The following is a 22481-nucleotide window of genomic DNA, read 5'->3' as shown; positions in this document are numbered from 1 at the left end:
CTAAAGCAGAATAAATTTGCACTATATAATAGCCTCATAAATAGGAAGTGTAATATGCGACAAGGATTGTTAGCGATTATGTTTCTGCTGGTTGGACTATTTACTCGTGTTTCCTTGGCAACTCAAATGACACAAGATGATGTCAGTGCTTGGTTGGTGGATGTACAAGTTCAAATATCAGTAGAGCAGTTATACCAAGATGCAGTAAAAGACGATGCAACCAAGATTCAAGATACGTTGCAACGTATGCCTCTTCCCAAACAAGAAGTGGTGCGTTTTCTGTTATTAAAAAAAATAGAAAATGAGCAATTGGTACTGACCCCTCGATTGGCGATTTTTATTCAATCCCAAAAAAATCATCAACCCATTTATCAAGCGGTTGAGATTAGCGATGACTATTCAACTGAATACCCCGTATTTAACGCCTCACTGATTGCTAATCGACTCATTCGTACCTGGAAGCAAGATCAAACCAATATCGATTTTATTATTGCAGCAGAAAGTGGTGATTTACAGCTAGCCACTTGGATGCAGGGAGATGCCTTTCAGCAAAAACAAAGAGAAGAATTATTTCTTAATGAGGTGGAAAGTTTATCTCCAAGCGCATTACATTCACTTGCGGAACAACTTGTTGGGCCGGGGGTGGTTAAGTGGTTGCCTTCCTCACGAGTGGTGATTAAGTTAGCACAGCTGACGGAGGATCCGCGTTTGTATGACTTACTGTGGAAGATGAAAGTCAATGACTACAGCATTAAAGAAGTAAGTCGATTGGTACAGCAAGCTGATGCATTCTCTATTCAACAGCTTATGAATGCGACTAAGAACCCCGCGTTGAAATCGGATGCCATTGCTGGCCTGGTTCGATTGCAGCCTATGCCTGAATCGGTAGAGACGTTTCTGGTTGAGAAGCTTAAGCAAAACAGTGATGGTCTGATGGTTGCACGTGCATTGTCCGATAGTGCGCATCATAGTTGGCTAATCTCACTTCTGCAGCAAGGCCAAATTAGTCATGCTCAAGATCTATTAAAATCCGTCCAAGCTGAAGCGAATATCATCACACCTTAACTGATGAACATTTAATCAGTTAATGAGAATGATTTCACTTTTATGGCTATCACCATGTATATTGGAAAACTTGTGTATATAATGGCCACTTCAAATGGCAGCCAATAGGATGGTTATGAGCTTTAGAGACTTACGTGATTTCATTGAGCACTTAGAAAAAAAAGGATTGCTTAAGCGAATTTCCCACCCTGTCGATCCTCATTTTGAAATGACTGAAATTAGTGACCGCACGTTGCGCGCTGGTGGCCCTGCGTTATTGTTTGAAAACCCTATTGGTTATGATGTGCCCGTTCTGACCAATTTATTTGGTACCGCTGAACGTGTTGCTCTAGGCATGGGGCGACAAGAGGTTGGTGAGTTACGCGAAGTGGGTAAGCTATTGGCATTTCTTAAAGAGCCTGAGCCGCCAAAAGGGTTTAAAGATGCTTTTGGCAAGCTGCCACTGTTTAAGCAAGTGCTGAATATGCCAGTGAAAAGGTTACGCTCAGCAGCTTGTCAGAAAATCGTTTGGCAAGGTGATGAAGTCGATCTAGATCGTATACCTGTGATGAGCTGCTGGCCTGATGATGTTGCGCCACTATTAACTTGGGGTTTAACCATCACCAAAGGGCCAAACAAAAAGCGCCAGAACCTAGGTATATATCGCCAACAAAAAATTGCGAAAAATAAGATTATTATGCGTTGGCTAGCACATCGAGGTGGCGCGCTTGATCTTCGTGATTGGATGGAAAACTATCCCGGCCAACCATTTCCTGTTTCGGTGGCTTTTGGTGCTGATCCCGCCACCATTCTTGGCGCGGTGACGCCAATTCCAGATACCTTGTCGGAATATGCTTTCGCAGGGTTATTACGTGGCAGTAAAACGGAAGTCGTAAAATCCGTCAGTAACGATTTAGAAGTGCCAGCTAGTGCTGAGTTGGTACTCGAAGGTTACATCGATCCCGAAGAATTTGCTGATGAAGGCCCTTATGGCGATCACACTGGCTATTATAATGAACCAGAGAAACACCACGTTTTTACCATCACACATATCACCATGCGTGAGCAGCCAATCTATCACAGCACCTATACCGGTCGTCCACCGGATGAACCTGCGGTATTAGGTGTAGCACTGAATGAAGTGTTTGTGCCGATTTTACAAAAGCAGTTTCCTGAAATTACCGATTTTTATTTACCGCCAGAAGGGTGTTCGTATCGAATGGCGGTCGTGACCATGAAAAAGCAATATCCTGGCCATGCGAAACGTGTAATGATGGGTGTGTGGTCATTTCTTCGTCAATTTATGTATACCAAGTTTGTTCTGGTATGCGATGAAGAGGTCAATGCTCGCGATTGGTCAAGTGTTTCGCAAGCAATGGTCAATCATCTGGAACCAGAGCGAGATACTCTATTTATAGAAAACACTCCGATTGATTCGCTTGATTTCGCGTCACCGGTCGTTGGTCTTGGTTCTAAGATGGGGCTAGATATAACGAAGAAATGGCCGGCTGAAATTGAGATTGGAGATTTAGATAAAACAATGTCAAAAGCTGAGAGCCAGCGTTTATCACTCCAAACTGTTGAACAACTTACACAAACGTTTCCAGAAATCGAATCTTTGCATTTTCCGATTGAAGAACAGTCTCATCAAATGCTCATGGTAAAGATGAAAAAAGAGCATCAAAAGCAAGGGTTCACCTTAATTGAGCAAATTCGACACTTCTTAATTGATAAGATGTGTGTGAAGTTTATTGTCGTTTGTGATGGTGATGTCGATATCACTGATTGGAACGATATCGTTTGGGCGATTACCACCCGAATGGATCCAGCAAGAGATACACTCATGCTTAATGATGAGTTTGGTTCGACTATGGGGCTGGATGCAACCAACAAGCTAGCACAAGAGGTGACGCGTGAGTGGGGAAATCCGATTGTTAAAGATCCTAAGCTGGTCGAAAAAATTGATCACATTTGGGAGCGATTGGATATCTTACCGTCCTAAATGATTTATAACGTGCTTATTAAACCTGATGATATTGAGTTTGAAGTCGATTCACATCAAACCATTTTATCAGCTGCATTAGAGCAAGGTGTGTCACTAGCGCATCGTTGCAAAATTGGCGGATGTATGTCTTGCCTGTGTCGAAAATTAGAAGGGGAAGTGGAATATCAACTTGAACCTATGTTGACCGCGAAAGAGCAGCAACAAGGTTGGATATTACCTTGCCAAGCATACGCAAAAAGTCACTTAATCTTAACGATGGAAGAGTGACAAGAGGGAACCATGACCATTGAATGTAAAGTAAAATTGATTGAACCACTAGCCAGCAATACCTTTCGAATTTTATTGCATCCGGAAACGCCAATTGCCTTTAAGGCTGGCCAATATTTAATGGTGGTGATGGGAGAAAAGGATAAGCGTCCATTTTCAATTGCGAGTAGCCCGTGTCGCAATAATGGCGAACTCGAACTGCATATCGGCGCGGCAGAACATAATGCCTATGCGATAGAAGTGGTTGAAGCCATGAATCAAGCGTTTGCGGATGGGACTTGCATCGAAATAGATGCGCCACATGGCGATGCATGGCTGCAAGAAGATGAGCAGCATCCTTTGTTACTGATTGCTGGTGGAACAGGGTTTAGCTACGTGCGCTCTATTCTTGATCACTGCATTAGCCAGCAATTGTCTCAGGCTATCTATTTATACTGGGGTGCCAAAGATAGTTCACAGCTTTATGCTTTAGATGAGCTTAAATTAATTGCCGAGCAAAATAGCAATGTGCACTTTGTTCCTGTTATTGAAAACAATGAAGAGCACTGGCAAGGAAAAGTGGGCAATGTATTACAAGCCATAGAACAAGATTTCGATTCATTGGCTGATTTTGACATTTATATTGCTGGTCGATTTGAAATGGCAGGCGCTGCTCGAGATCAATTTACGGATCGTAAACAAGCGAATCGAGAAAGAATGTATGCGGATGCTTATGCTTTCATATCGTAAATCATACTGATTTGTTGGTTTTATATACAGAAATGGGGCATTTTGCCCCTTTTTTAATCGAACAAAAAATAAATATAAAAAAACCGGAAAAAGATCTTGCTAAGCAAAAAGATCTCCCTATAATGCGCCCTCACTGACACGGAGCACGCAGCCAAGCTGCAGCACGGTTAAGAGGTCAAAACCTTCTCAAAAAGGTTTGCGAGAACAGCCTTGAGCTGGTTTGATTTCACTTTTCAAAGTGAATGAAAAAAAGTTTTAAAAAGTGTTTGACACGAACTTTTAAATCGCTAAAATGGCCGCCCTGTTCAACGGGATGCGCTAAGCAATCTCAATAAGAACAACGCTCTTTAACAATTTAAACCTATCAATCTGTGTGGGCACTCGTTGATGATAATCAAAAAAGATTTATCAATGAACTGAGTGACCAATTTGATACTTCGGTATCGAGCACAGTCAATTCAACATTACTTAGTAATGCTAAATATCAGAATTCATTGAGCCGAAGCTTTTAGCTTCAACAAAACTTTAATTGAAGAGTTTGATCATGGCTCAGATTGAACGCTGGCGGCAGGCCTAACACATGCAAGTCGAGCGGTAACAGGAGAAAGCTTGCTTTCTCGCTGACGAGCGGCGGACGGGTGAGTAATGCATAGGAAGTTGCCCAGTAGAGGGGGATAACCATTGGAAACGATGGCTAATACCGCATGACCTCTTCGGAGCAAAGCAGGGGACCTTCGGGCCTTGCGCTATTGGATACGCCTATGTGGGATTAGCTAGTTGGTGAGGTAAGGGCTCACCAAGGCGACGATCCCTAGCTGGTCTGAGAGGATGATCAGCCACACTGGGACTGAGACACGGCCCAGACTCCTACGGGAGGCAGCAGTGGGGAATATTGCACAATGGGCGAAAGCCTGATGCAGCCATGCCGCGTGTATGAAGAAGGCCTTCGGGTTGTAAAGTACTTTCAGTTGTGAGGAAGGCGGTAAGATTAATACTCTTATCGTTTGACGTTAGCAACAGAAGAAGCACCGGCTAACTCCGTGCCAGCAGCCGCGGTAATACGGAGGGTGCGAGCGTTAATCGGAATTACTGGGCGTAAAGCGCATGCAGGTGGTTTGTTAAGTCAGATGTGAAAGCCCGGGGCTCAACCTCGGAAGGTCATTTGAAACTGGCAAACTAGAGTACTGTAGAGGGGGGTAGAATTTCAGGTGTAGCGGTGAAATGCGTAGAGATCTGAAGGAATACCAGTGGCGAAGGCGGCCCCCTGGACAGATACTGACACTCAGATGCGAAAGCGTGGGGAGCAAACAGGATTAGATACCCTGGTAGTCCACGCCGTAAACGATGTCTACTTGGAGGTTGTGGCCTTGAGCCGTGGCTTTCGGAGCTAACGCGTTAAGTAGACCGCCTGGGGAGTACGGTCGCAAGATTAAAACTCAAATGAATTGACGGGGGCCCGCACAAGCGGTGGAGCATGTGGTTTAATTCGATGCAACGCGAAGAACCTTACCTACTCTTGACATCCAGAGAAGCCAGTAGAGATACAGGTGTGCCTTCGGGAACTCTGAGACAGGTGCTGCATGGCTGTCGTCAGCTCGTGTTGTGAAATGTTGGGTTAAGTCCCGCAACGAGCGCAACCCTTATCCTTGTTTGCCAGCACTTCGGGTGGGAACTCCAGGGAGACTGCCGGTGATAAACCGGAGGAAGGTGGGGACGACGTCAAGTCATCATGGCCCTTACGAGTAGGGCTACACACGTGCTACAATGGCGCATACAGAGGGCAGCGAACTTGCGAGAGTAAGCGAATCCCAAAAAGTGCGTCGTAGTCCGGATTGGAGTCTGCAACTCGACTCCATGAAGTCGGAATCGCTAGTAATCGTAGATCAGAATGCTACGGTGAATACGTTCCCGGGCCTTGTACACACCGCCCGTCACACCATGGGAGTGGGCTGCAAAAGAAGTAGGTAGTTTAACCTTCGGGAGGACGCTTACCACTTTGTGGTTCATGACTGGGGTGAAGTCGTAACAAGGTAGCCCTAGGGGAACCTGGGGCTGGATCACCTCCTTACGTAAAGATTGTGCATTGATGAGTGTTCACACAGATTGATTAGGTTTATATAGAAGAGTTTATAAGAAAGCATCCCAATGCTTTCAATCCTGTGTCCCGTTCGTCTAGAGGCCTAGGACACCGCCCTTTCACGGCGGTAACAGGGGTTCGACTCCCCTACGGGATACCATCTTTAAGCATATTTATTAAGTATTCTTAAAAATGGTTTCGAAAACTGTTTGTTTAGAAACTCTTTGCTCTTTAACAATTTGGAAAGCTGACTGATAAAACATTTTATGTTTTATCAAATAAAAGTTCTCAATGTTTATCTTAAAGATAAACACACAACACACATTCAAGTGTCTTGTATTCAAACAAACAATTCATTGTTTGTTCTATTGAGTCCGGCAACGATGACTAAGATTAACCCTCTTAATCATCAAAAACTAAAACCTTATTTAGTTGAACATACATAAGACCCTTTTGGGTTGTATGGTTAAGTGAATAAGCGTACACGGTGGATGCCTAGGCAGTCAGAGGCGATGAAGGACGTAGTAACTTGCGATAAGCGTAGATTAGGCAGTAACAGCCACTTGAGTCTACGATTTCCGAATGGGGAAACCCACATGCATAAGCATGTATCTTAACATGAATACATAGTGTTAAGAGGCGAACTCGGGGAACTGAAACATCTAAGTACCCGAAGGAAGAGAAATCAACCGAGATTCCGAAAGTAGCGGCGAGCGAAATTGGATTAGCCCTTAAGCTTTATATGCGTCAGGTGAAGGCTCTGGAAAGTGCCGCGATACAGGGTGATAGCCCCGTAACCGACAACGTATACTAAGTGAAATCGAGTAAGGCGGGACACGTGATATCCTGTCTGAACATGGGGGGACCATCCTCCAAGGCTAAATACTCCTGACTGACCGATAGTGAACCAGTACCGTGAGGGAAAGGCGAAAAGAACCCCTGTGAGGGGAGTGAAATAGAACCTGAAACCGTGTACGTACAAGCAGTAGGAGCACCTTCGTGGTGTGACTGCGTACCTTTTGTATAATGGGTCAGCGACTTATATTTAGTAGCAAGGTTAACCGTATAGGGGAGCCGTAGGGAAACCGAGTCTTAACTGGGCGTCGAGTTGCTAGGTATAGACCCGAAACCAGGTGATCTAGCCATGGGCAGGTTGAAGGTTGAGTAACATCAACTGGAGGACCGAACCGACTAATGTTGAAAAATTAGCGGATGACTTGTGGCTAGGGGTGAAAGGCCAATCAAACCTGGAGATAGCTGGTTCTCCCCGAAAGCTATTTAGGTAGCGCCTCGGACGAATACTACTGGGGGTAGAGCACTGTTAAGGCTAGGGGGTCATCCCGACTTACCAACCCTTTGCAAACTCCGAATACCAGTAAGTACTATCCGGGAGACACACGGCGGGTGCTAACGTCCGTCGTGGAGAGGGAAACAACCCAGACCGCCAGCTAAGGTCCCAAAGTATAGCTAAGTGGGAAACGATGTGGGAAGGCTCAGACAGCCAGGATGTTGGCTTAGAAGCAGCCATCATTTAAAGAAAGCGTAATAGCTCACTGGTCGAGTCGGCCTGCGCGGAAGATGTAACGGGGCTAAGCTATACACCGAAGCTGCGGCAGCATACTTTAGTATGCTGGGTAGGGGAGCGTTCTGTAAGCCGTTGAAGGTGAACTGAGAAGTTTGCTGGAGGTATCAGAAGTGCGAATGCTGACATGAGTAACGATAAAGGGAGTGAAAAACTCCCTCGCCGGAAGACCAAGGGTTCCTGTCCAACGTTAATCGGGGCAGGGTAAGTCGACCCCTAAGGCGAGGCCGAAAGGCGTAGTCGATGGGAAACGGGTTAATATTCCCGTACTTCTTACAAATGCGATGGGGGGACGGAGAAGGCTAGGTGGGCCTGGCGATGGTTGTCCAGGTTCAAGTGCGTAGGCTGATTTCTTAGGTAAATCCGGGAAATCTTAAGGCCGAGACACGACGTCGAGCGCCCAAGGGCGTGAAGTCATTGATGCCATGCTTCCAGGAAAAGCCTCTAAGCTTCAGTTTGTAAGGAATCGTACCCCAAACCGACACAGGTGGTCGGGTAGAGAATACCAAGGCGCTTGAGAGAACTCGGGTGAAGGAACTAGGCAAAATGGTACCGTAACTTCGGGAGAAGGTACGCTCCTAGCGGTGATGAGACTTGCTCTCTAAGCTGCCGGGAGTCGCAGATACCAGGTGGCTGCAACTGTTTATTAAAAACACAGCACTGTGCAAAATCGTAAGATGACGTATACGGTGTGACGCCTGCCCGGTGCCGGAAGGTTAATTGATGGGGTTATCTTCGGAGAAGCTCTTGATCGAAGCCCCGGTAAACGGCGGCCGTAACTATAACGGTCCTAAGGTAGCGAAATTCCTTGTCGGGTAAGTTCCGACCTGCACGAATGGCGTAATGATGGCCACGCTGTCTCCACCCGAGACTCAGTGAAATTGAAATCGCTGTGAAGATGCAGTGTACCCGCGGCTAGACGGAAAGACCCCGTGAACCTTTACTACAGCTTGGCACTGAACATTGACCCTACATGTGTAGGATAGGTGGGAGACTTTGAAGCAATCACGCCAGTGGTTGTGGAGTCGTCCTTGAAATACCACCCTTGTAGTGTTGATGTTCTAACTTAGCCCCGTTATCCGGGGTGAGGACAGTGCCTGGTGGGTAGTTTGACTGGGGCGGTCTCCTCCCAAAGAGTAACGGAGGAGCACGAAGGTGGGCTAAACACGGTTGGACATCGTGTGGTTAGTGCAATGGCATAAGCCCGCTTGACTGCGAGAATGACAATTCGAGCAGGTGCGAAAGCAGGTCATAGTGATCCGGTGGTTCTGAATGGAAGGGCCATCGCTCAACGGATAAAAGGTACTCCGGGGATAACAGGCTGATACCGCCCAAGAGTTCATATCGACGGCGGTGTTTGGCACCTCGATGTCGGCTCATCACATCCTGGGGCTGAAGTCGGTCCCAAGGGTATGGCTGTTCGCCATTTAAAGTGGTACGCGAGCTGGGTTTAGAACGTCGTGAGACAGTTCGGTCCCTATCTGCCGTGGGCGTTGGAAGATTGAAGGGGGCTGCTCCTAGTACGAGAGGACCGGAGTGGACGAACCTCTGGTGTTCGGGTTGTCATGCCAATGGCATTGCCCGGTAGCTAAGTTCGGAATCGATAAGTGCTGAAAGCATCTAAGCACGAAGCGAGCCCTGAGATGAGTCTTCCCTGGCGCTTTAAGCGTCCTAAAGGGTTGTCGGAGACTACGACGTTGATAGGTTGGGTGTGTAAGCGCTGCGAGGCGTTGAGCTAACCAATACTAATTGCCCGTGAGGCTTAACCATACAACACCTAAAGGGTTTTGATGGACTCAAAAGAATACAGATAAGCACTTGAATGAGTGATGAGACTTTAGCTAGAGATAGCAAACAGCTTTCCGAATTAAGTTAAGCGCCTATCGGCGATTAACAAAAGAATTTGCTTGGCGACCATAGCGCTTTGGACCCACCTGATTCCATGCCGAACTCAGAAGTGAAACGAAGTAGCGCCGATGGTAGTGTGGGGTTTCCCCATGTGAGAGTAGGACATCGCCAGGCTTTGAATTAAAAAGAGCCCGTTTAAAGCGGGCTTTTTTATGTTCTAAGCAAAATTTGTGTCTTAAATAAAAAAGCTTAAAACATATGCTGATATAGCTCAGGCGGTAGAGCGCATCCTTGGTAAGGATGAGGTCCCCAGTTCGACTCTGGGTATCAGCACCACTAATTAAATGTATTCACGACTTTTTCAACCTTGTCGTACCAGATTTACTTAGCGACCATAGCACTTTGGACCCACCTGATTCCATGCCGAACTCAGAAGTGAAACGAAGTAGCGCCGATGGTAGTGTGGGGCTTTCCCATGTGAGAGTAGGACATCGCTAGGTTCATATTCTAAAGCCTTCCTAGTAATGGGAAGGCTTTTCTCGTTTTTGACACCATTAAACTTTAATGAACTTGGTTTGCGCTATCTGCCACAGCGCTTTAATCAGTGGGTTACTGAGTTGAGTTTCATGACAACATACGCCTAGCTGGAATGGGTCAATAGGTGCGACATTCAAACGCTGTACTTTATCTTTGACTGGGCTGTTATTGATCACCACATCTGGCGCAATGCCGACGCCTAACCCTAGCGCAACCATACTGACAATCGCTTCATGTCCTCCAGAAGTTTGACTATAAATCGTTGGCTTAAATTTCATCTTTTTAAACCAAGTGTTACTCCTTTCTCGCGCTGTTCCGGTAATTGGAATGATAAACGGGATATGCTCCCAATCTGGAGTGTCTTTCTGTAACTCAGAACTGAAGCTGCTGGGCTGTGTTGGAGCTATGACAGACAGTGGAATATCACCAATAGGATGGAAGCAAAGCCTTGCTGGTAAATGGCTTGGCATCGCACACAGTACAATATCAGCTTGATTCTCAATCAAACGTTCAATGGCTTGTGCCGGATCACCTGTCGATAATTTTAATTCGACTTTGGGGTAAGATAAGCGGAAGTCTCGCAGTAGTTGGGGTAAATGGCTGAAACTGGCGGTGACTGAGCAAAACAATCGAATTTCACCGCTGAGCTCTTGGTTGTCATCTTGTGCATCTAAACAAAACTGTTGCCATTGATTTGATATTTGACTCGCTACCTCTAATAACTTTTTTCCTGCTTCGGTTAACTCGACTCGACGATTATCACGTACAAATAATGGCTTACCGATTTGCTGTTCCAACTTTTGGATTTGTCGACTGAGTGCTGATGGGCTGATATGCATAGCATTAGCCGTTTGAGCGAAGTTTTGACTGCTGCATAGGTGCAAAAACAGCTGCAAAGTTTTAATGTTCATTCGTGACCTTTTGTACTGATATAAACAACAGCGTTGCATAAGTTGCAATGAATGATTGTGAATATATCACTTTTCGCAACTTTAAGCCTGTTTTAGTATGAATCCATCGAGTGAAAAGCTCACAACGGATAAAAATTAAAATAGGATATTGTTAATATGGCTAACTACTTCAATACACTGAATTTACGTGAACAACTAGACCAACTAGGTCGCTGTCGTTTTATGGACCGTGAAGAATTTGCTCAAGAAGCCGATTACCTAAAAGGGAAAAAAGTTGTCATCGTAGGTTGTGGTGCGCAAGGCCTAAACCAAGGCTTAAATATGCGTGATTCAGGTTTAAACGTAGCGTATGCATTGCGTCAGGCAGCTATTGATGAGCAACGTCAGTCATACAAAAATGCTAAAGATAATGGTTTTGAAGTTGCGAGCTATGAAGAATTAATTCCTCAAGCTGATCTGGTTGTGAACCTAACACCCGATAAACAACACACCAATGTTGTTGAAACAGTGATGCCATTAATGAAGCAAGGCGCAGCACTGGGCTACTCTCATGGCTTTAACATTGTTGAAGAAGGCATGCAGATCCGTAAAGACATTACTGTAGTAATGGTTGCGCCTAAATGTCCAGGTACAGAAGTCCGTGAAGAATATAAACGTGGTTTCGGTGTACCAACACTGATTGCGGTTCACCCAGAAAACGATCCTCAAGGCGAAGGTCTAGAGATCGCTAAAGCTTGGGCGGCAGCAACAGGTGGCCATCGTGCAGGTGTTCTAGAGTCGTCTTTCGTAGCTGAAGTAAAATCTGACTTAATGGGTGAGCAAACCATTCTTTGTGGCATGCTACAAGCGGGTTCTATCGTTTGTTATGAAAAAATGGTCGCTGAAGGTATCGACCCAGGTTATGCCGGTAAACTTCTGCAATACGGTTGGGAAACCATTACAGAAGCATTGAAGTTTGGTGGTATCACTCACATGATGGATCGCCTATCAAACCCTGCTAAAGTAAAAGCATTCGAACTATCTGAAGAGTTAAAAGATCTCATGCGTCCACTGTACAACAAGCACATGGATGACATCATCTCTGGTGAATTTTCTCGCACCATGATGGCTGATTGGGCGAATGATGATAAAAACCTGCTTGGCTGGCGTGAAGAAACGGGTCAAACGGCATTTGAAAATTACCCAGAGAGTGATGTGGAAATTTCAGAGCAAGAATACTTTGATAACGGTATTCTAATGATCGCCATGGTACGCGCTGGAGTAGAGCTTGCATTTGAAGCCATGACAGCATCAGGCATCATCGATGAGTCTGCGTACTACGAATCACTGCATGAATTACCACTAATTGCTAACACCGTTGCTCGTAAGCGTTTATACGAAATGAACGTGGTTATCTCTGATACAGCAGAATACGGTAACTACCTATTTGCTAATGTTGCAACACCTCTGCTACGTGAAAAATTCATGCCAAGCGTATCGACAGATGTTATTGGTAAAGGCCTAGCAGCAGAAAGCAACCAAGTTGATAATGCACAGCTGATTGAAATCAATGATGCACTACGCAACCACCCAGTTGAATGGATTGGTCAAGAGTTGCGTGGGTATATGAAAGACATGAAACGTATCGCCGTTGGGGGCTAAATTTTTTTGTGATAGCGGGATATTCGTTGTCGAAAATACTCATTTGCTCGCGCAAACTCCGTGTTTTCTCCTAGAATCTCCTCGCTATCACTTTGAAATTGATTTTATATGTGAATGCTCTATATTTTTGACGAGCGCAATTTGTAGACATTCAACGCTGAAAATACACGTCTATCAGTTTTAAATTAATAATAAAAAGGCTTGCCCAATCAGTGGCAAGCCTTATTCTTTTCTCGAAACTCGAAACTCGAAACTCGAAACTCGAAACTCGAAACTCGAAACTCGAAACTCGAAACTCGAAACTCGAAACTAGTCTTTTTCGCTTAGTTTGGCTTCAATTTCAGCCAGTTTGCTTTCCATTTCATTCAGTTTTTGGCGAGTGCGAAGTAGTACCTGAGTTTGCACTTCAAACTCTTCGCGTGATACCACATCTAATTTACTCAATTGGCCTTGTATAACCTGGCGAACTTTTTGATCGACATCTGCGCCAAGATCTTTCACTGGTTGAGGCATAGATTCGTGAATCTGCTTTGCAAGTTGTTCAATTTTTTTTGCGTCAAACATGTAACTGCTCCTAAATAATCTTGCCGATATTTTATGTAAATATAGTCAAAATGTCTTGCTGTCGGCTTCACAAATATGTGTTACCGGTGTACCAATAAAGAAAAGGCTACCGATGCAGGTAGCCTTTATAGTTAGTTTAGCCGTTCGCTTGGTTTAAGCGTGATGATTGGGATCCTCAATGGCAGGGACACTTTCATCAAACTCAGGTAGTGGCTTGTGCTCACTTGCTAAGTAGCTGTAAATAACAGGCAGTACAAACAAGGTGAACAAAGTACCAATCGCGAGACCAGCAACGATAACAATACCGATACTGAAACGCTGTGCCGCACCTGCACCACTGGCATAAAGTAGTGGAATAAGACCGGCAATCATCGCAGCCGTGGTCATCAAGATTGGGCGTAGACGAACCTTAGCCGACTCCATGACCGCATCCATTTTGGATTTACCGTGTAGCAACTGCTCTTCTTTCGCAACTTCACAAATCAAGATACCGTGTTTGGTGATAAGACCAACCAACGTAATCAAGCCAACTTGTGAGTAGATGTTCATAGTTGCGGCTCCCCAAGCCAGTGCGATTAATGCACCACAAATGGCGAGTGGTACCGATACCATGATAACCAATGGGTCACGAACAGATTCGAACTGGATTGCCAGAACAAGGAAGATAACTGCCAGTGCGAGGCCAAAGGTGGCGTAAAGTGCATTACCTTCTGTCACATATTGACGTGCTTCACCTAGATATTCATGGCTATAGCCTAGAGGTAATTTCTCTGCGGCAATATTTTCAAACCAATCCACCGCTTGCCCCATCGATGCTGTTGGCGAAGGAACTGCACCAATCGTTGCTGAGTTAAGCTGGTTCAAGTGAGGCAATGATAACGGTTGTGCAATGACATCAATGGTCACTAAACCACTTAAAGGTACCGCATCCCCATTTGATGCACGAACATAGTAGCCGTTCATCGATTCTGGGTTTAGACGGTCTTTACGCTCAACCTGAGGGATAACTTCATAAGAGCGGCCATCTAGGTCAATACGGTTTACATAGCCATCCGCCATCATGGTGCCAATTGTCGCTGCGATATCTTGCATCGTAACGCCATAAGCACCGGCTTTGTCTTTGTCGATGTTAATCTTCATCGTGGCTGAGTCAAAGTTTAAGTCCAAGGTTGAGTACACAAACAATGGGCTCTTACCGACTTCGGTCAGAATGTCACTGGCAATCTGGAACAAGCTCTCGAAGCTGTTTGGTGTGGTGATAACAAACTGCATTGGAAGACCCGAACCTGCACCTGGTAGCTCCGGCATTTGGAATGCAGAAATATTCATACCAGGGATGTCTTTCATCAACTGTCCGACTCGATCCGTTACTTCTGATTGGCTTGCTTCACGTTGGCTCCAAGGTTTCATTGAGGCAATACCAAAAGCTTGGTTACTTGCAGGAACACCAGTAAATGCTTGCGCATATTGGATTTCTGGTTGATCGACTAAGATATCGTTGACCTCATCCATGGTGTTTTGCAAGTAGTCCAAGTTGGCATTAGAAGCACCTGTGCCCATCAATACCACTACGCCTTTATCTTCCGATGGCGCCAATTCACTTGGAATGAACTTAAATAACATTGGCAAGCTCGCCATTACGATGACTGCAAAGGCAATGAATACAGGACGGTGCTTCATTACCGCATGTAACATGCGATCGTAACGATTGGTCATGCGGTCAAGCACACTGTGTACCGTCATTTCAAAACGACTTGGCTTGGTGTGTGCTTTGAGCATTTTCGAACACATTACCGGTGATAGCGTCAACGCGATAATACCGGAAACGAATACGGCACCCGCTAACGTTAATGCGAACTCTTTAAACAGAGATCCGGTAATACCACCCATGAGAGCAATCGGAGCGTACACGGCACCCAAGGTTAATGTCATGGCGATAACCGGTGTCGCAATTTCACGGGTACCAATAATGGCGGCACGGAATGGGGTTTCTCCGAGTTTGATGTGTCGGTCAACGTTTTCGAGTACCACGATGGCGTCATCCACCACTAGGCCGATAGCCAATACCATCGCCAGTAGTGTCATCAAGTTCCATGAGAAGCCCATCGCTTGCATGGCGACTGCAACACCCACTAAGGAAAGTGGAATGGTGATGATTGGGATTAACACCGCACGCAGTGAGCCCAAGAATAACGTGATAACGACTAATACGATCAGTGCTGCTTCCAAAATGGTATGGATAACTTCGTTAATCGATTCATTGATCGCGACGGTCGAATCATACAGCACGCGCATTTCGATGTTACTTGGCAAGTTTTTCTGAAGCTCAGGTAACATCTCTAAGATATCGTGCGCAATGTTGATTGGGTTAGCGGTAGGAGCAGCATCAATTGCGGCTACGACAGCTTCTGCGCCGTTAGACGTTGCACGGTAAGTGTCATGGCTTTTGGCAAGTGTTACCTTAGCAATATCGCTAAGACGTACCACTTGGCCTTTGTCTGACTTCACCACCAGACGCTCAAGCTCATCGGTATTCTCTACTTGAGTATTAGCGCTACCATTGTAAATAACATATTCACCCGTAGACTGACCGGTCGCTGACTGGTAGTTGTTGGCATTCAATATGCTCATGACTTCGGTTGCAGTGAGATCAAACGCCGCCATTTTGGCAGGATCCAACCAAATGCGCAGGGCGTACTGTTGGCCACCGTACAAGTTAACTTTTGATACACCGTTAACGGTAAATAGCTGTGGGTTGATCACGCGCTGCAAGTAGTCGGTGATCTGACTAGATACCAATTCATCAGAAGTAAAACCAATGTACAACACTGAGGTTGTTGAACCTGTCGACATGGTTACCGTTGGATCTTCTGCTTCTTTTGGTAGCTGAGAACGTACCGAGTTGGTTTGTGCCAAAATATCCGCTAGCGCACCGTTGGGGTCGGTATTCAATTTCATCGTTACCGTAATGGTCGATGAACCGAGAACCGACGACGATGTCATGTAATCGATATTATCAGCCTGAGCAATGGCCTGTTCTAAAGGTTGAGTAATAAAACCTTGGATCAAGTTTGCATCGGCACCGTAGTAACTGGTGGTCACCGTTACTACCGTATTTGTCATTTCAGGGTATTCACGAACCGACATTTTGAAAATTGCCTGGAAGCCAAGCAATGCAATCAAAAGACTGACCGATACCGCCAAAACTGGACGTTTTATAAAAACATCAGTAAAGCGCATTATTGTGCCTCCGGTTACAGCATTGGGGTTTTAGCTGGAGGAGTGGTTGCATCACTCTCAACAATTTTCACTTTTGAGCCGTTACTTAAACGTACTTGGCCAGAAGTCACGATAGTTTGGTTGGCTTTTAAACCTTCCATTACGTGAGCAATGCTGCCTTTGCGCTCACCAATTTTCACCACGGTTTGAACCACGCGCTTCTCACCGTCTTTCTCTTCCAACACATAGATGCTGTCACCGTATAAGGTGTAAGTAATCGCGGTTTGCGGCACGATGATTTGATCTTGTAGTGATGGCAAGATGATGCTGGCACGGGCAAACATACCACTGCGTAACTCGCCTTCAGTGTTTGGAATATGTGCCTGAACTTGGATTAAACCACTTTGTGCGTTAACGGCAGGAGCAATCGCGCTGATAGAGCCTTCAAAGGTTTTATCTGGGTAGGCATCCACGACAATATTCACTTGCTGATCAACATGAATCTTACTGATATCTGTTTGTGGCACGGTAAAACGCAAGCGCATCACGCTCATATCTTCAAGGCGAACCACATCGTGACCCGTTTCCAGGAATTGACCTAAGAACACATTACGTAAACCTACCGTGCCGTCAAAAGGTGCAGTAACAGTACGACGGTCGATAGAGGCTTTTAAGCTCGCGATATCCGCAGATAAAGACAAGTAGGTGGCTTGAGCTTCATCATAAGATTCTTTAGATACTGAACCTTTTGAGTAAAGATCTTTATAGCGTAAGTACTTGGCTTTTGCGGCTGGTAATTTGGCTTGAGAGCTTTGTAATTGCGCTTTTTCAACTTTGGAGTCCACTTCGACTAGCACATCGTCTTTTTTAACGTGGATACCTGAGTCGAAATTGATGCGATCAATCTGACCACTGGCTTGTGCTGTTAGCGTCACACCTTGAATCGGTTCAATAAAGCCAATCGCATTGATGGTTGGAGTCCAAGTTTCAGGCGAAACGGTGGTGACCGTCACCGGGAACTCTGGCTCAGGCATATTGGCCATGTACTCCGCGATTTTTTGATTCTTGAACATATTGAAGCCAATCACACTACCAAACAGCAGTATTGCGATGACTAACATGATGAAAGTCCACTTTTTCATTCTGATAAGAACTCCAAATTAATGTTGAATAACAGCATCCCAGCTTGCCTCAATAGCGGCATCTAGGGTTGCTTCAGTAATGGTATAACAGCCAAGAACATGCTTGCGGGCTATCGATAAACCTACATCTAGGCTAAGACTGGCGAGAATGTGATTATCCAATGGTTTGAACACGCCTAGCTTTTTACCTTGGTTAAACATAGCCTCGATTTTATGAAACATTTGACGTTCAATTTTTGTGCCACATTTTGGTTTTGAAGGAAGAGATTCATACTGTAAGCGATTAAGAATCACATCCACTTCATTTTGGGTAGTGGTAATATGGGAGACATTTTTCCAAATCAATATAAATCTTTCTTTTAAAGGCATGTGGTCTTCCACGCCTTGTTGTACCATATCGGCCACACGCTGTAAGACATGAAGGCGCACGGCTTCGACGAGATCATCTTTGTCTTGGAAATAGCGATAAATTGTGCCTGCTGCAATGCCGGCCTCTTGGGCGAGCTTATGCATCGACAATCCTTGAAAACCGGTTTTTACAATTAATTGCTCGGCGGTCGTCAAGATGAGTTGTCGCTTATCCAATGTTGGATGAGTTATCTGGTTGACCATAATTAAACATAGAATAAATGAACGTTTGTTCATTATATGCTTTACATTATATATCGCCACTAAAATTACAAAATAGTAGTAAATTGTTACATCTAGAAAAACGGTAACGATTCAAACAAAGTATTGAGAGCAAAATGAGATTAAATCCGAGACAAGACGAAGCGGTGAAGTATGTTTCCGGCCCATGCTTGGTTCTCGCAGGTGCGGGATCGGGCAAAACTCGCGTGATTACCAATAAAATCGCTTATTTAGTGCAGCAATGCGGTTATCAAGCCAGGCATATTGCGGCGGTAACCTTTACCAATAAAGCCGCACGTGAAATGAAAGAGCGCGTCGGGCAAACATTAGGTAAGCAAGAATCGCGTGGCTTGATGGTCTCAACATTCCACACGCTCGGGCTCAATATTATTCGTCGCGAATACAAAGCACTCGGCTTGAAAGCGGGCTTTTCGCTGTTTGATGATCAAGACCAACTGGCTTTATTAAAAGAGCTTACCGAGGAGCAACTTGATGGTGATAAAGACTTATTGCGTCAATTGTTGAGCGCTATTTCCAATTGGAAAAACGACATGCTTACGCCTGATCAAGTCAAGGCACAAGCACGTTCGGAGCAAGAGCAACTGTTTGCTTATTGTTTTGAAATGTACAGCAAACAAATGCGAGCTTATAACGCGCTTGATTTTGATGATTTGATTGCTATGCCGGTGTTGCTTTTAAAAACCAATCAAGATGTAAGAGAAAGGTGGCAAGCGAAAATCCGCTACTTGCTGGTGGATGAATATCAAGATACCAACACCAGCCAGTATGAATTAGTCCGTTTGATTGTCGGTGAACGTGCACGTCTAACCGTGGTCGGTGACGATGACCAATCGATTTATTCATGGCGTGGCGCGAGACCACAAAACTTGGTGCTGCTGAGCCAAGATTTCCCTCAGTTAAAAGTGATTAAGCTGGAACAAAACTATCGCTCAACCAGCCGCATTTTGCGTTGTGCCAATATTTTGATCGCCAATAACCCACACGTATTTGAGAAAACCTTGTTCTCAGAAATCCCTGATGGTGAAAAGCTCAAACTATTGACCGCCAAAAATGAAGAACATGAAGCAGAACGTGTTACGGGTGAAATCATTGCGCATAAGTTTTTAAATCGCACTCAATATAAAGACTACGCCATTTTATATCGTGGTAATCATCAATCGCGCTTAATAGAAAAGTCTCTAATGCAAAACCGAGTGCCATATAAAATCTCAGGCGGAACCTCATTTTTTGCTCGAGCGGAAATCAAAGACATCATGGCGTACTTGCGTGTGTTGGTGAACCCAGACGATGACAATGCATTTTTGCGTATCGTCAATACTCCTAAGCGTGAAATTGGCCCAGTGACACTCGAAAAGCTAGGCAGTTACGCCAACATGCGCGGCAAAAGTTTGTTTGAAGCCAGTTTTGAATTGGGGCTTGAGCAACATTTGTCGGGCCGCGGTTTGGAGTCGCTGCGCCGTTTTACCTCGTGGATTGTACAAATTGCCGATAACGCCGAACGTGGCAATACCGTGGAAGCGGTGCGTTCGCTAGTACGTGATATTAATTACGAAGACTGGCTATACGAAACGTCTTCCAGCCCTAAAGCGGCAGAAATGCGGATGAAGAACGTGTCGGATTTGTATTCTTGGATCACCGCAGACCTTGAAGGGGATAACTACGATCAAGAAGTGAAAACCTTAAAAGAAGTGGTTCAGAGACTCACACTGCGTGACATGATGGAGCGCGGGGAAGGCGAAGATGATGCTGACCAAGTACAACTAATGACACTGCATGCTTCTAAAGGTTTGGAATTTCCCTATGTGTTTTTGATGGGGGCGGAAGAGGGCATTTTGCCACACCAAACTAGCATTGATGAAGATAATGTTGATGAAGAACGTCGCTTAATGTATGTCGGGATCACTCGGGCGCAAAAAGAGCTTACGTTTACCATGTGTCGGGAACGTCGCCAATATGGAGAATTGATCAAACCGACTCAAAGCCGCTTTTTAGATGAGTTACCCTTTGATGATGTGGAGTGGGAATTACAGAAAAAACCACAAAGCGCAGAAGAAAGGATGGAAAAAGGCCAAGCTCACATTGCCAATTTAAGGGCGATGTTTAAAAAGTAGGTCTCAGAAGCCTTTTGGCGTCATGACCAATAAAAAGCCTCGCCGAATCTACAAACGGCGAGGCTTTTATACCCAAGTAACTTCAAGATGCGAGTTTCAGCAAGATTAAAACAAGTTTTAGGCAAGGCAAATTAAATATGATCATAGCTATTCTATCTCTATTTAATTTAACGCCGCATAAAGCTTGTTTTAACTTGCCCTTCGGGAGCTTCATCCAAGCCTTTACACTGCGTCAGATTCGTTTGAAAGGTGGCTACATTCCTGTACGAATCTTTCTTGTTTAAAGACTTGGATGACAGCTCTGAATTCTGCATCTTGAAGTCACTTGGGTATATTTGAATTAACGAAGATTATAAGCCCGCAGCCATGTGCTCAATTGCCGCTTTGATTTCATCGTCAGAACAATCCATACAAGTGCCTTTTGGCGGCATCGCGTTAAAGCCTTCGATAGCGTGCTTAATTAACGTAGCTTCACCTTGAGCAACACGAGGAGCCCAGTCGCCGGCATCACCTTTTTTCGGTGCGCCACTCACGCCCGTTCCGTGACAAGCAATACAGAAGGTTCCATAAACGGTGGCACCATCTCTTGGGCCTGAGGCTTCGGCAACAGGTTCACTACCGGCTAAGTACACATCACCAACAGGTTTAATGCGATCCGCAATGGCTTCGCGTTCCGTATCACTGATGCTAGAAGCAAAAGACATCGACGAAAAAGTTAACGCGGTGGTCAGAAGTATCAAAGTTGGGCGAATCATATCCATAAACTCACTCTATGCTCAGGTTCCAAATGGGAGATGTAGGCTCATATCGAGCTTATTTAGTTATAAATTTGTAAACAGAGAGTGATTGTATCCTTTTAATATCCCCTTATAAACGATAAGATCGCCGTGACATGGAGTGCGTCACATCCTAAAAGTGTTTATTTGTGCTTTAATTGTTGAAAAACACGCCAAACAGTAAAAAAAGTTCAAAAAACACTAGACGGCCTAGTGTGATATCCGTATTATTCCACTCCGCCGATAGGGCATGCGCCCGTAGCTCAGCTGGATAGAGCGTTGCCCTCCGGAGGCAAAGGTCGAAGGTTCGAATCCTTTCGGGCGTGCCATTCGGAAAGCTCTGGAAGTATCGGTAAAAAACATTGGTGGCTATAGCTCAGTTGGTAGAGTCCCGGATTGTGATTCCGGTTGTCGCGAGTTCAAGCCTCGTTAGCCACCCCATATAAAGTTAAGCGTTTTCGAATCGCGTCATTTGAGTTGAGTTTACTCCTCGAGTCACGAAAATCGTAAGACGAGTAACGTAAAAAATTTCGGTGAATAGCGCAGTTTTTTAGCGCATCTCCGGCTTTTAGGAATAAGCAGACCAGAGGGTGACCCTCAGTTTGATTAACTAAAGCGAATACAAGATTTCGGTGAATAGCGCAGCTTGGTAGCGCATCTGGTTTGGGACCAGAGGGTCGGGGGTTCGAATCCCTCTTCACCGACCATTTTAAATAAGCCCTGAAAGCTCAGGGCTTATCATTTTTATGGTGGCTGTAGCTCAGTTGGTAGAGTCCCGGATTGTGATTCCGGTTGTCGCGGGTTCAAGCCCCGTCAGCCACCCCATATAAAAGACGGTAAGCGTTTTTCGAATCACGTAGCTCGACAAAGACGTCGAAATACGAAAATCGAGCAACGAGTAACGCAAGAAATTTCGGTGAATAGCGCAGCTTGGTAGCGCATCTGGTTTGGGACCAGAGGGTCGGGGGTTCGAATCCCTCTTCACCGACCACTATAAGAAAACCGCATCAGCAGTGATGCGGTTTTTTGTTTATAACCCCGACGGTCGGGGGTTCAACTGATGTTAAAATCTTGGCTCTTCACCGACCACTATAGAAAAGGCTCTGCAGCAATGCAGAGCCTTTTTTACATCTAAATCCCGACGAGTCGTGGGTTCGCTTGATGTTAGAATTCTGGCTCTTCACCGATCACTATAAGAAAACCGCATCAGCAGTGATGCGGTTTTTTTGTTTATAACCCCGACGATCGTGGGTTTGCCTGAAGTGACAATTCTGGCTCTTCTCCAACCAAGATAGAAAAATTTTTGCTGTAATGCTGAGCTTTTGGGATTTGATGACCTTTTAGCATCCCTGACTTTTTATTCACCTTAGTAATAAT

The 22481-nt window shown here is 45.2% G+C and carries 12 protein-coding genes, 7 tRNA genes, 4 rRNA genes and 1 pseudogene; 18 read left to right on the top strand and 6 right to left on the bottom strand.

The features are described 5' to 3' along the window. Nucleotides 1-54: 54 nt before the first annotated feature. From Vgang_RS11540 to rrf (Vgang_RS11495), 11 genes and pseudogenes are all read left to right on the top strand, one after another. On the top strand, nucleotides 55-1065 hold the full coding sequence (locus Vgang_RS11540; protein ID WP_105903689.1) for a hypothetical protein: 1011 nt from the start codon (nucleotides 55-57) through the stop codon (nucleotides 1063-1065). A gap of 115 nt (nucleotides 1066-1180) precedes the next feature. After that, nucleotides 1181-2558 (top strand): annotated as a pseudogene (gene ubiD, locus Vgang_RS11535) (4-hydroxy-3-polyprenylbenzoate decarboxylase); the annotation flags it as partial. 26 nt (nucleotides 2559-2584) lie between these two features. Next, nucleotides 2585-3046 carry a UbiD family decarboxylase gene (locus Vgang_RS17110; protein ID WP_406708312.1) on the top strand — a complete coding sequence of 154 codons (462 nt, stop codon included), beginning with the start codon at nucleotides 2585-2587 and terminating at the stop codon, nucleotides 3044-3046. After that, nucleotides 3047-3316, top strand: a complete 270-nt coding sequence (locus tag Vgang_RS11530; protein ID WP_105903691.1) for a 2Fe-2S iron-sulfur cluster-binding protein — start codon at nucleotides 3047-3049, stop codon at nucleotides 3314-3316. 12 nt (nucleotides 3317-3328) lie between these two features. Further along, nucleotides 3329-4045, top strand: coding sequence for an NAD(P)H-flavin reductase (gene fre, locus Vgang_RS11525; protein ID WP_105903692.1), 717 nt, complete (start codon nucleotides 3329-3331; stop codon nucleotides 4043-4045). Nucleotides 4046-4571: 526 nt separating this feature from the next. Next, nucleotides 4572-6113: ribosomal RNA gene (locus Vgang_RS11520) — 16S ribosomal RNA — on the top strand. 93 nt (nucleotides 6114-6206) lie between these two features. Continuing rightward, nucleotides 6207-6282 (top strand) — tRNA-Glu (locus Vgang_RS11515). 304 nt (nucleotides 6283-6586) lie between these two features. Beyond that, a 23S ribosomal RNA gene (locus tag Vgang_RS11510) occupies nucleotides 6587-9474 on the top strand. 136 nt (nucleotides 9475-9610) lie between these two features. Then, nucleotides 9611-9726 (top strand): 5S ribosomal RNA (gene rrf / locus Vgang_RS11505). An 86-nt stretch (nucleotides 9727-9812) separates the two neighbouring features. Beyond that, a tRNA-Thr gene (locus Vgang_RS11500) sits at nucleotides 9813-9888 on the top strand. A 48-nt stretch (nucleotides 9889-9936) separates the two neighbouring features. Further along, nucleotides 9937-10052: ribosomal RNA gene (gene rrf, locus Vgang_RS11495) — 5S ribosomal RNA — on the top strand. Together the 16S, 23S and 5S rRNA genes with 2 tRNA genes alongside form the textbook arrangement of a ribosomal RNA operon. A 54-nt stretch (nucleotides 10053-10106) precedes the next feature. On the opposite strand, the gene ilvY is transcribed toward rrf (Vgang_RS11495), so the two are convergent. After that, nucleotides 10107-11000 (bottom strand): HTH-type transcriptional activator IlvY, encoded by an 894-nt coding sequence (ilvY, locus tag Vgang_RS11490; RefSeq protein ID WP_105903736.1) that lies wholly within the window; start codon nucleotides 10998-11000, stop codon nucleotides 10107-10109. A 156-nt stretch (nucleotides 11001-11156) separates the two neighbouring features. On the opposite strand from ilvY, the gene ilvC reads away from it, so the two are divergent. After that, nucleotides 11157-12641, top strand: coding sequence for a ketol-acid reductoisomerase (ilvC, locus tag Vgang_RS11485; RefSeq protein WP_105903735.1), 1485 nt, complete (start codon nucleotides 11157-11159; stop codon nucleotides 12639-12641). 309 nt (nucleotides 12642-12950) lie between these two features. Here the strand turns inward: ilvC and ubiK are convergent, their stop codons facing one another. The 4 genes from ubiK to Vgang_RS11465 form a co-directional block, all read right to left on the bottom strand. Beyond that, nucleotides 12951-13205 carry a ubiquinone biosynthesis accessory factor UbiK gene (gene ubiK, locus Vgang_RS11480; RefSeq protein ID WP_105903734.1) on the bottom strand — a complete coding sequence of 85 codons (255 nt, stop codon included), beginning with the start codon at nucleotides 13203-13205 and terminating at the stop codon, nucleotides 12951-12953. A gap of 153 nt (nucleotides 13206-13358) precedes the next feature. Then, nucleotides 13359-16445: a multidrug efflux RND transporter permease subunit gene (locus Vgang_RS11475; RefSeq protein ID WP_105903733.1), complete on the bottom strand. Its 3087-nt coding sequence runs from the start codon at nucleotides 16443-16445 to the stop codon at nucleotides 13359-13361. 14 nt (nucleotides 16446-16459) lie between these two features. Beyond that, nucleotides 16460-17566 (bottom strand): efflux RND transporter periplasmic adaptor subunit, encoded by a 1107-nt coding sequence (locus tag Vgang_RS11470; RefSeq protein WP_105903732.1) that lies wholly within the window; start codon nucleotides 17564-17566, stop codon nucleotides 16460-16462. A gap of 18 nt (nucleotides 17567-17584) precedes the next feature. Continuing rightward, complete coding sequence (locus tag Vgang_RS11465) at nucleotides 17585-18178, bottom strand: TetR/AcrR family transcriptional regulator (RefSeq protein WP_245879977.1); 594 nt, start codon at nucleotides 18176-18178, stop codon at nucleotides 17585-17587. A gap of 134 nt (nucleotides 18179-18312) precedes the next feature. Here Vgang_RS11465 and rep point away from each other — a divergent pair, with 134 nt between their 5' ends. Next, complete coding sequence (gene rep / locus Vgang_RS11460) at nucleotides 18313-20328, top strand: DNA helicase Rep (RefSeq protein ID WP_105903730.1); 2016 nt, start codon at nucleotides 18313-18315, stop codon at nucleotides 20326-20328. Between the two features lie 350 nt (nucleotides 20329-20678). On the opposite strand, the gene Vgang_RS11455 is transcribed toward rep, so the two are convergent. After that, nucleotides 20679-21089: a c-type cytochrome gene (locus Vgang_RS11455; protein ID WP_105903800.1), complete on the bottom strand. Its 411-nt coding sequence runs from the start codon at nucleotides 21087-21089 to the stop codon at nucleotides 20679-20681. 267 nt (nucleotides 21090-21356) lie between these two features. On the opposite strand from Vgang_RS11455, the gene Vgang_RS11450 reads away from it, so the two are divergent. The 5 genes from Vgang_RS11450 (at nucleotide 21357) to Vgang_RS11430 (ending at nucleotide 22095) form a co-directional block, all read left to right on the top strand. Beyond that, nucleotides 21357-21433, top strand: a tRNA-Arg gene (locus Vgang_RS11450). 36 nt (nucleotides 21434-21469) lie between these two features. Then, nucleotides 21470-21545, top strand: a tRNA-His gene (locus tag Vgang_RS11445). Nucleotides 21546-21734: 189 nt separating this feature from the next. Continuing rightward, nucleotides 21735-21811 (top strand) — tRNA-Pro (locus Vgang_RS11440). A gap of 42 nt (nucleotides 21812-21853) precedes the next feature. Continuing rightward, a tRNA-His gene (locus Vgang_RS11435) sits at nucleotides 21854-21929 on the top strand. A gap of 89 nt (nucleotides 21930-22018) precedes the next feature. Further along, nucleotides 22019-22095, top strand: a tRNA-Pro gene (locus Vgang_RS11430). The last annotated feature ends 386 nt before the right edge of the window (nucleotides 22096-22481 follow it).

It is taken from the genome of Vibrio gangliei (genome assembly GCF_026001925.1).
Classification (GTDB): domain Bacteria; phylum Pseudomonadota; class Gammaproteobacteria; order Enterobacterales; family Vibrionaceae; genus Vibrio; species Vibrio gangliei.
The sequence above is the reverse complement of the archived record's forward strand: the minus strand, read 5'-3'. Positions and strand labels throughout refer to the sequence as shown.